Annotated in this window: 8 protein-coding genes; all 8 read left to right on the top strand. The window is 37.5% G+C overall.

Features of this window, described 5'->3' with window-relative positions:
* Positions 1-25 precede the first annotated feature (25 nt).
* The 8 genes from NXS11_RS02345 (at position 26) to fabG (ending at position 11,213) form a co-directional block, all read left to right on the top strand.
* Positions 26-1,648: a poly(glycerol-phosphate) alpha-glucosyltransferase gene (locus tag NXS11_RS02345; RefSeq protein ID WP_259198338.1), complete on the top strand. Its 1,623-nt coding sequence runs from the start codon at positions 26-28 to the stop codon at positions 1,646-1,648.
* 18 nt (positions 1,649-1,666) lie between these two features.
* On the top strand, positions 1,667-1,921 hold the full coding sequence (locus tag NXS11_RS02340) for a hypothetical protein (protein WP_259198333.1): 255 nt from the start codon (positions 1,667-1,669) through the stop codon (positions 1,919-1,921).
* A 505-nt stretch (positions 1,922-2,426) separates the two neighbouring features.
* Entirely contained in the window at positions 2,427-4,277 is a 1,851-nt protein-coding gene (gene nrdD / locus NXS11_RS02335; protein WP_259198332.1) for an anaerobic ribonucleoside-triphosphate reductase, read from the top strand.
* Positions 4,274-4,813: an anaerobic ribonucleoside-triphosphate reductase activating protein gene (gene nrdG / locus NXS11_RS02330; protein ID WP_259198331.1), complete on the top strand. Its 540-nt coding sequence runs from the start codon at positions 4,274-4,276 to the stop codon at positions 4,811-4,813. Before nrdD ends, nrdG begins: the two co-directional genes overlap by 4 nt.
* Before the next feature lie 383 nt (positions 4,814-5,196).
* On the top strand, positions 5,197-6,759 hold the full coding sequence (gene adcA, locus NXS11_RS02325) for a zinc ABC transporter substrate-binding lipoprotein AdcA (RefSeq protein ID WP_259198330.1): 1,563 nt from the start codon (positions 5,197-5,199) through the stop codon (positions 6,757-6,759).
* A 148-nt stretch (positions 6,760-6,907) separates the two neighbouring features.
* The gene (locus NXS11_RS02320) at positions 6,908-7,843 is read left to right on the top strand and encodes a S41 family peptidase (protein ID WP_259198328.1); all 936 of its coding nucleotides are present in this window, start codon (positions 6,908-6,910) and stop codon (positions 7,841-7,843) included.
* A gap of 262 nt (positions 7,844-8,105) precedes the next feature.
* Complete coding sequence (locus NXS11_RS02315) at positions 8,106-9,944, top strand: LTA synthase family protein (RefSeq protein ID WP_259198327.1); 1,839 nt, start codon at positions 8,106-8,108, stop codon at positions 9,942-9,944.
* Positions 9,945-10,457: 513 nt separating this feature from the next.
* The gene (gene fabG, locus NXS11_RS02310; protein ID WP_259198325.1) at positions 10,458-11,213 is read left to right on the top strand and encodes a 3-oxoacyl-ACP reductase FabG; all 756 of its coding nucleotides are present in this window, start codon (positions 10,458-10,460) and stop codon (positions 11,211-11,213) included.
* Positions 11,214-11,439 lie beyond the last annotated feature (226 nt).

Genomic DNA, 11,439 nt, shown 5'->3' with positions numbered 1-11,439 from the left:
AAATGAGACTTAAAGGAGAAAAGATATGGCTTTAGAGAACAATATTCAAGAACTTGTCAAAACGATTGAACAAGAGGCGTTGACATACGATTATGTTTTCATTAGCTTGGGGGTTCCAGACAGGAAAGCACAAGTTCGTCTTTTTAAGAATCGTCGTTATCTTGATAGAGACATTAAGAAGTTTTGTCAAAAATTTAGAGAGAAAGTTGGCAAGTTCCCACAATGGATTAAAGTAGACATTGTAACAGATACAGAATCTGTGTTGTTTGATGAGATTGCAGACACACTTGTTAAGACACGTCGAAACTATGTAGATTTTGGTATCGCATTAGATAAAAACTGGCATCTTACGTTTTTACCAGAAGAGATTAATGCCAATGCGTTCGTTCGACCAAGAAAAGGTGCAAAAGAATTTTACTTATCAGAGGATAATATTAACAACTATTTAAGAAAGTATACGAGTCATCGTAGAAAATTTGCGATTGCTGCGTATAAAGGAGAAATGGTAACAAAATTCTATACGCAAGGATTTATCTTTGATGGTGAAGGTGTATATCGTCTACATGGCAAAGGTTATCAGAAAAATTTAAGACAGATAGACGATTTGAATGCGGAGATGGATCGTTTAATCGTTCATAGCACGTCATTTTTAGAAGGTATGTTACAAGAGAATGGTCGCTATATTTATGGTTATTTCCCACACTTTGATAATACAATCAACTTCTATAATATGTTGCGTCACTCTTCATCTACGTATTCATTAATTGAAGGTTTATCATATTTAGGCAAAGATTTGACACCAGCTGAGCGGGCAATTGAATATGTTATCGATCATTATATTGCGACAGATGAGACGGGTGCGCAGTTTGTCTTTGATGATACGGAAGACATCAATGAGATTAAACTTGGTCAAAATGCAGCATTTATCTTTACGGTATGTGAGTATTTGAAACATGGTGGTAAGAACAAGCATTATCTCAAACATGCACAAGGTGTGGCTGAAGGTATTCTGAAGATGATCAATCCAGAAACAGGAGAGACAGTGCATATTTTGAATTACCCAGATTTCTCAGTCAAAGAAAAATTCCGCATTGTTTATTATGATGGTGAAGCGGCATTAGGTTTACTACGTTTATATCAGCAAGACAATGATGAACGTTGGCTTAAAACAGTCCAAACGCTTTTTGAACACTTTATCAAAAATGATTATTGGAAGTATCATGACCACTGGCTCGGTTATTGTACGAATGAACTGGTACAAGTTGTGCCAGAAGAAAAATATTTCCGATTTGGTATTAACAACGTAAGTTCATACTTAGATTACATGAAGCAAAGGGAAACAACTTTCCCAACATTCTTAGAGATGTTGATGGCAACCTATCATCTCGTAGAAAAAGCTAAAACATCAGGCTATCAACATTTAGTTGATGAGCTGCTTGATGAAGAAAAGTTTTTAGATACGATTCACACACGTGCAGATTATGAACGTACAGGCTTTTTCTATCCAGAGATTGTCATGTACTTCAAAAAACCAAGTCGTGTGTTAAATAGCTTCTTCATCAAACACCATGGTTATCGTGTGCGAATCGATGATATTGAGCATTATTTATCAGGGTATGTACAATATCAACATGTATTTAAAAAATAGTAATAAGGAGTTAAGCAGATGACACAAGAAAAAATCAAACAAGAAGATGTCGTCGACGAAAAGCATGAAGATCCTAATGAAGAGATAAACAAAGAAATTGAAGCAGAATTGCTAGCCTACTTGGAAAATGGTGAACAAGAAGAGAAAGAAGAGAAGAAAAAATATAAATCAGCCGTGTTTATTACAATGCTAGTTATCTTGATTTTATCTTTAGTCAGATTAAGTAAAAAAATGTTTTTCATCTATTACGGTTTATTTTTAGCGGGGCTATAATCAGCTGTATAAATTGAGTCATAAGAAAAAAGCGTTCTACATCTTTTTGAGGTAGGGTGGCATGATGAGCCACCCTACCTTTTTCTTGGAGCTAGGACAATAGAATCTTTTTAGAAAAATGGGATTTCTGCCCCACATTCAAATGAAGACAGCCATTTCAACTTAGATGGAACGACGATATCAATAAAACTAGGTGCTTATCATTATATTTCCATCACAGAAGATGAACATCATTTGAGGTACAGCACTTTGTATGGTATTGAATGCCTTTTTCAATGTGCCATTCATGTGTCGAACCTTACTGCTGCATGTTAAGTCTCGATGAATCATACAATTTCTTGCATACATTCATATTCATAAGGATATAAAGTGGTGTCAAACGCAAAGTTCACATAACGTTCTCAAAGAAATGACAAATCGGTTAACGTCTCGCTTACGAGTTGAAAATACAATATATAGTGCCTAAAATATCTTTTAGACACTATATATAGAAAGGTGTGGGTGTATGACTCAATTAGAAAAAGATTTGGAAGGTTTGATTACCAAGGATCCAAAGATTGTGAATGAGAATGCTAATAAAGACAGTCAAACATTCGCAACAATGCGTGATTTGACAGCAGGTGTTGTATCTAAGTCGTACGGTCTCATGCATTTGTTACCACAACACGTTGCAACAGCACATCAATCTGGCGACATTCACTTTCATGATTTAGATTATCATCCTTTTCAGCCATTAACGAATTGTTGCTTGATTGATGCAGCAGGTATGTTGGCACATGGTTTTCAAATAGGGAATGCGCATGTGACCTCACCTAAGTCCATACAGACAGCGGCTGCCCAACTTGTACAAACGATTGCCAATGTATCAAGTAGTCAATATGGTGGTTGTACGATTGACCGAATAGATGAAGTGTTGAGTAAATATGCGATACATAATGAGCGTAAGCATCGTGCTGTAGCTGAGAAGTATATAAAGGCAGAAGACATAGAACGTTATGTAGACGAACAAGTAACACAAGATATTTTTGCTGCAATAGAGAGTTTAGAATATGAAGTGAATACCCTTTATACATCAAATGGCCAAACACCTTTTGTTACATTTGGTTTTGGGTTGGCTACAGATGAGATGGGGCGCAAAATTCAACAAGCCATTTTGCAGACACGCATTAAAGGATTAGGCAAGGATCGTGTCACAGCTATTTTTCCTAAACTTGTATTTTCTATTAAAAAAGGTGTTAACTTAGCACCTACAGATCCCAACTATGACATTAAGCAACTGGCACTTGAATGTTCTATGAAACGCATGTATCCCGATATATTAAATTATGATAAGACAGTGGAACTATTAGGAGATTTTAAAGCACCGATGGGATGCCGGTCTTTTCTACCTGCTTGGCAAAACAAACAAGGTGAATATGAAAATAGTGGGCGCTGTAACTTGGGCGTCGTAACATTGAATTTACCGCGTATTGCGATAGAATCTCAAGGTGACAAGGCACGTTTTTGGGAGATTTTTGCTGAGCGCATGGGCGTATTACATGATGCATTAGCTTTTCGCATTGAGCGTATCAAACAAGCCGAGCCGAATAATGCCCCAATTCTGTACAAACACGGTGCTTTTAAATATCGTTTGCAAGAACAAGATGATGTTTTTTCATTGTTTGAACACCAGCGGGCGACGATTTCGATGGGCTACATTGGATTGTATGAAGTGGCAACTATTTTTTACGGACCGAATTGGGAGACGAACTCCGAAGCTAAGGATTTTACGCTTGATATATTAAAGACAATGCGTGAGTATCAATATGCGTGGACGAAACAACATGATGTCTGGTTCAGTATTTACAGCACACCGAGTGAGTCACTGACAGACCGTTTTTGCCGGTTGGATTATGAGAAATTTGGTGCAGTGCCAGATGTGACAGATAAGGGCTATTATCAAAATTCCTTCCATTATGATGTGCGTAAAGATGTCACACCTTTTGAGAAGTTGGATTTTGAACAAGACTACCCGCATTATGCGAGTGGCGGATATATTCATTATTGTGAATATCCAAAGTTAGATCATAATAAAAAAGCGTTAGAAGCAGTTTGGGACTATTCATATGATCGTGTGAGTTACTTGGGTACCAATATTCCAATTGATCATTGTTATGACTGTGGGTTTGAAGGAGATTTTGATACAACAGATACGGGTTATCGTTGCCCAAATTGTGGTAATCAAAACCCTGAAACAGTTGATGTTGTGAAGCGTACGTGTGGTTATCTGGGCAATCCTGTACAACGTCCTACAATTGAGGGACGTCATAAAGAGATTTGTGCACGTGTGAAACATATGAAGGAACGGAAGTCATGATAGCAGAACGCATCATTCAAGGTTCAGGATATGTCGCTAAGATTGAGACGCATAGCTTTGTCGATGGAGAAGGTGTCCGCTGTAGTCTTTATGTGTCTGGGTGTCCTTTTCGTTGCTCAGGTTGTTATAATGTTGCAGCACAACACTTTCGCTATGGAGAGCCATTAACTGATGCATTAGTAGCAGAGGTAATAGCCGCTTGCGAACCCGACTATATTGCTGGACTGAGTATTTTAGGCGGCGAACCTTTCTGTAATCTGGCAGTGACTATGCCGTTGATTCATGCATTTCGTGAGCGATTTGGTGAAACAAAAGATATTTGGGTCTGGACCGGTTATCAGCTGGAATATTTGATGCAGCTACATGATGAGAGACTCAAAATGTTGGAACAGATTGATGTGCTTGTCGATGGGATGTTTATTCAAAAGCTCTACCGTCCTAATCTTGCATATCGTGGTTCCCTCAATCAACGTGTAATTCATGTGCCGACATATATCGCAACGCAATCTGTCGCTCGAGCAATTTATGTTGAGTGATGGGATTCATGTGTTACGATTTCATGTGGATTAAGAAGTGGATGATTATTCGAGTATTATGTATTTATAAAAAACTTCATTATAGAATATGCACATACTGTGGGTTTATTCGATTCAAAGGGTTTATAAAGAATTAACGAACCTGACAATAATGTGCTTGAAGTATGGAAGGCAGAGTTAGAAAAGTTCTGCTGCAAGATTACTGATGACTGATTATGATATGGGCAGTAGCGTCTTTATGTGAACGTCACTTTAGATAGCTACTGCCTTTTTGTAGCTCTAAAAAACTTGTATAAGAAATACAAAAATGGCATTGCACATTTTTGTAGCCTCATGTATAATCTAATCGTAATGATTACTATTTGAAAGAAGGCGTCCTATACATGAAGAAAAGTTTGAAAGTATTAGCTACAGCAGCATTAGCAAGTACATTGTTAGTTGCTTGTGGACAGTCAGCCGATAATAAAGCTTCTTCAAGTGATAAATTGAAAGTTACAACAACTGTTTATCCACTTCAATCTTTTGTTAAACAGATTGGTGGGAAACATGTTGACGTTGACTCGATTTATCCTGCAGGTGCAGACTTACATAGCTTTGAACCGTCACAAAAAGATATTATCGATGCAAGCAAATCAGATGTATTTGTTTACACAGGGGATAACTTAGATCCGGTTGCTAAAAAAGTAGCAAGCGCAATCAAAAAAAATGATAATAAGCTATCATTAGAAGATTCGCTTGATAAGTCAGAGTTATTAACTGACCAACATGAGCATGAAGGGGAAGATCATGATCATGAAGCGGAAGGACATGACCATGAGTCAGAAGAGCATGAACATCATCACCACGGTGGTTACGATCCACATGTATGGTTGGATCCAAACATGGACAAAGCATTCGTAAAAGCGATCCGTGATGATTTGAGTAAACGTGATCCTGAACACAAAGATGAGTACAAGAAAAATGCTGATAAGTTATTAAAAGACTTAGACGAACTCGATGGCAAAATGAAACAAGCGACAAAAGGCCATGAAGGTCACGCAGTATTCGTCTCACATGAATCGCTTGGCTACTTAGCAAACCGCTATGGCTTTGTTCAAAAAGGTGTACAAAGCTTAAATGCTGAAGATCCATCACAACAAGAATTAACGAAAATCGTGAAAGAGATTAACGATACAGGTGCGAAATATATCTTATATGAAGAGAATGTTGCGAACAAAGTAACAGATACTATTCGTAAAGAAACAGACGCTAAACCATTGAAGTTTAACAATATGGAAGCTGTATCCAAAGATCAATCTAAAGACTCAACATATCAATCATTGATGGAAGAAAATATCAAAAATATTGAGAAAGCGTTAAATGATAAAATCTCAGTTGAAGATGAAAAAGCAGCTAATAAACATACAAAAGCAATTCAAGACGGTTACTTCAAAGACAGCCAAGTCAAAGATCGTACATTATCTGATTATGCAGGTGATTGGCAATCGGTTTATCCATTGTTGAAAGATGGTACATTAGATGAAGTTTTTGAACATAAGGCTGAAGAAAAAGGCGATAAGTCAGCTAAAGAATACAAAGCATACTATGACACAGGCTACAAAACAGACATCGACCATATTAAGATTACAGATGATACGATTACATTTACCAAAAATGGAAAGTCTGTAACAGGTACGTATAAATATGATGGTAAAGATATCTTGCAATATGAACGCGGAAATCGTGGTGTACGTTACACATTCAAGTTAGACGGTGAAGCTTCAGATGACTTACCAAAATATGTACAATTTAGCGATCATAATATCGCCCCAGTTAAGGCTGCACACTATCACCTTTTTATGGGTAACGATCGTGATGAAGTCTTAAAAGAGCTAGAAAACTGGCCAACATATTATCCAGCAGACCTCTCTAAAGAAGAAGTGAAAGATGAAATGATGGCACACTAATCACTACGAGCATCTATGGCAGACAATATGTCTGTCATAGGTGTTTTTATTTGGCTGTTTGACACGATACTGGCGAATTGAAACGCTTTAATGAGATAAATCGTGATATAATTGAGCTAATAATCTGGAATACTGCGAGGATATGAATATGAAAAAAATCATATATTGGATTGTTGGTGTGGTAGCTGTGTTGGTAGTGACACTCTTCTTCTTGCTCAAAACTTATGGACCTTATTACAATCTGTATGTTATGAAGCCATCGACGCAAGAATATGTCAAAATTGCACTAATTCAAATGGAGAATCTCGGTTTGTATGCTAAAGGTGATAAGTGGGAGCGTGCTAAAACAGAAGCTTATAAAGCAACAACAGATGCGAAAACGTATGATGAGACACATGATGCATTGGAAAAAGCATTAAAAGTTGCAGGCGGGAAACATTCATTTTTACAAACACCAAGCGAACAAAGTAATGTCGAAAAAAACGTCGCATATCCAACGAGTAAAATGTACGGTCAGACGCTGGTATTAAACTTACCAGGCTTTATTGGAAGTGAAAAAGAAGCGAAACGCTATGCGATGAAACTCAATGATGCATTAGAAAATCATGATTATACACATGTCGTTGTGAACTTACAGGATAACGATGGTGGCGATATGGGACCGATGATTGCAGGACTATCTAAGATTATTCCTGATGGTACTTTGATGTCATGGATTGATCGAGATGGCAATCACTTCGATGCGACATTGAAAGACGGTAAGGTAACAGGTGGTGGGACATCCGTACAAATCAAAGCTGGCAAGAAAGACTTAAGTACACCAGTAGATGTCCTAATTAGTCATAAAACAGCGAGTTCAGGTGAGATTACTGCACTTGCATTCAAAGGACGCCCTCATACACAGTATATAGGTGAGGATAGCGCAACCTATACAACGGCTAATACAACAATTACGCTGTTCGACAAGACGGATATGAATATTACGAACTATAAAATTAAAGATCGAACAGGTGTCTATTATGAAAATGACCCAGTGCATCCAGATATTGAAAGTAAGCATGCATTGGAAACAGCATTACAATGATTAATAAGGAAAGATATATGACAGAAGTTCTGGAAAATGAATCGTAAATACCGTCTAAATGATGTCGAATTCAGTAGCCGGTTGGAGTGGAAATACGTTTTCTCAAGCTGATTGTCAATGTTCAAGGAGCAGGGTTTCCGCAGTACTTGGGAGCGTTACAGAAAAATTTGTAAAGATGTCGTAATTAAAAAACAGCATGACAATTTATTTAGTTATATTATAGAATGAATATAAATACATATATAAGTTGGAGGTATTAATCATGATGCAATGGTTTATATATCTTTTGGTGGGTGTTATTGTCACGTTGCTTGATGTCGTATGGGTCAAAAAATCACATGAAAAGAAACGATTCATACGTAAATTTTTATTCTATGTAATAACGATTAATATTCTAACGCTTGGTTTGTTCGTTATCGTGTTAGGTCGAGGAGAGAGTGTCGAAGCGGTAGCCTATAAGACAATATTCGGCGCTTATTATTTAGGTGCTGCAGTTCTTGTTGGTGCGTTATGGCTATGTTTGAAGTACTTGCTACAACGTCAAACAACAGTGTATTTTCGTGAAGTGACGGTTAAACGACGTTGGCTTGATATGCTCGGCAATGTTTTTATTCTACTCTTTACCATTGTTGGTTTACTCGTTATGTTTTTTGCCGATTGGTTTATTGACTACTTTGGTAATATTACGCCAGAACAGTTTCTATTCAATTTGAAATCGCCAATCAAAGGGACATCAGACGGCATGGTACAAGAGATTGTGCGAACGCCTATTTTAAAGTCGCTCTTTTTTGCGGTACCTATATTTATCTTAGTCATCTACAATCGCTATGATGTGGTTGGACAACAACAGCGCCTATTTTTGAAGCGTACAGTAGGCAAAGCATTATTGTTACCCATTGCTTTGGCAGTACTTGTAACAGGTGTGACGTATGGTTCTAAAAAACTTCGCTTGCCAGAAGTATATGAGGCATATGCGAAAGATTCACCGTATATCAAACAAAACTATGTTGCACCTACAACGCAACAGTATCAATTTCCAGACAAAAAGCGAAACTTGATACATATCTATTTAGAATCTGTTGAAAACTCTTATTTATCAAAAGACTTAGGCGGCTATATGCATGAGAACCTAATGCCTGAGTTGACAGCACTATCGAAAGAAGGCGTGCATTTCTCTGACACGAAAGACCCATTCGGTGGCCCGTATCAAACATATGGTTCGAGTTGGTCCGTAGCTGGCATGATTAATATGGACATGGGAATTCCATTGAAGATTCCAATGAATGGTAACAGCTATGGTAAGTCAGGATACTTTTTACCAGGTGCACGTGGCATTGGTGATATTTTGCATGATGAAGGATACGAACAAACGGTTATGTTCGGTGCGGATGCAGATTTTGGTGGTTTGACTACTTACTACAAATCACACGGTAACTTTAATATTTGGGATTGGAAATATGCGCAAGCGAACGGTTATATTCCGAAAGACTACAAAGTATGGTGGGGATTTGAAGATGATAAACTGTATGACTTTGCAAAACAAGAAATTACACGTTTGTCACAAACAGGAAAGCCATTCAACTTTACAATGGAAACGGCAGATACGCATTTCCCAGATGGCTATGTGTCTAAAAATACGCCGACGCCACGTGATAATCAGTATGCGAACGTGATTGCATATTCAACATCAGAAGCGGTCGAATTCGTACGTTGGATTCAACAGCAACCGTTTTATGAAAATACAACGATTGTTATTACAGGTGACCATCTCAGCATGGATAAAAAGTTCTTTAAAGATTTTGATCCAAACTATAAACGTGATATTTTCAACTTGATTCTGAATCCTGCGAAAGAACCAGAAAAAGTGCAGAATCGTAAATTTGCGCCGTTAGATATGTTCCCAACAATCTTATCGAGCATGGGCGTAGAAATTAAAGGAGATCGCTTAGGTTTAGGAACAGACTTATTCTCAGACACGCCAACATTGATTGAGCGTGAGGGTATTAAGAAGTTTGACCATGAAATTAGTGTGAATAGCAACTACTATAATAAGCAATTTGTGAGCGAACATGGTTCAGGCAAACAAAAAGTAGAGCAGTAAATGATATGGGAGAGGCTTCTTGAACAGCAAGCCGCTCCCTTATTTTATTGTGTAAAGTCTAACATAACTAAGAAAGTAGCGAATAGTTATGATGTAAATAAGTTGAGCAAAGAGTGTTTGACATTCATGTTGAAACACTAAGCGCCATCTAATAATGCGATAGAATGATGTTTTTTGTGGGTGATTGGTTTTTAATAGTCTTGAACTCAATGCTTACGTTTGACTAACCAATGTGTGTAAGGTGCAAGGACAATATCGATAATAATAGGTGCAATCAGTGTGAATTATAGAATAGATATGTTACCTATTTTGGATTATCTCCTAACTTCTTTGGTTTCAACAGTTAGGATGTTGATGATTGATATATTAAATGGATTAACCATCTAGTTTATCTAAAGTAATTACGTAAAGATGATTTGTCATAGAATTGTTACGATTTTCTTGTCTAATCCCCCGTATGATAGGGAATACTATAAGTGAAAGCGTTTAAAAAATAGAAAGGTGGTAATTGATGTGATTCATTTATCAGATCAGATCGCATTGGTAACAGGTGGTGCGAATGGCATTGGTAAAGGTATTGTAGAAGCCTTGGCACAAGCAGGCGCAAAAGTGATTGTAGCTGATATTGATAAGGTCGCAGGGCAACAAACAGCAGATGACGTACAAGGACATTTCTACGAGTTAGATGTTACGGATAAGGCAAGAATTGAAGCAGTTGTTGCTGATATTGTGGCACAACACGGACGCATTGATATTTTGGCTGCCAATACAGGTGTTTATCCACAAATTTCTATAGAGACCATGACAGAAGCAGATTGGGATTATATTCAAAATATCAACTTGAAAGGAACATTCCTTGTGACACAAGCGGTACTTGCGGTGATGAAAGCACAAGGTTATGGACGTGTTGTATTAACATCTTCTGTTACAGGACCGATAACGGGATATCCAGGATGGGCGCATTATGGTGCAACAAAGGCAGGGCAATTAGGATTTATGCGTAGTGCGGCATTAGAATATGCAAAATATGGTATTACGATTAATGCCGTGCAACCGGGCAATGTGCTGACAGATGGTCTAAAAGCACAAGGAGAGGCATACTTAGAAGGGACACGTAAAATCATTCCAACGCATGAACTTGGAGAGCCTTTTGATATTGGTTATGCGGTGGCATTTTTCGCAAGCCCAGCAGCGAAGTTTATTACTGGTCAAAGTCTCGTTATTGATGGTGGTCAAATCTTGCCAGAAGAACCAGATGCGATTATTTAATAAGTGATAGAGAATAAGGCGTAATGACTGATAAATGAGTTGTTGCGCCATGTTTTATTTGAATTTCAAAATTAATGAGGGTTTTCACACCTGTATTAAAAAAATTCTAAAAATTATATTGACCCTACAAATGATTTATTATAGTACATTAGTGTCGCATTAAAATGTTTATCCCTTAGTTATCCCAAAGAATGAAAATTTTAATGCGACATTAGTGATATGTCAT

It is taken from the genome of Staphylococcus americanisciuri (genome assembly GCF_024814435.1).
Taxonomy (GTDB): Bacteria; Bacillota; Bacilli; order Staphylococcales; family Staphylococcaceae; genus Staphylococcus; species Staphylococcus americanisciuri.
This window is presented reverse-complemented; position numbering and strand designations above follow the sequence as displayed.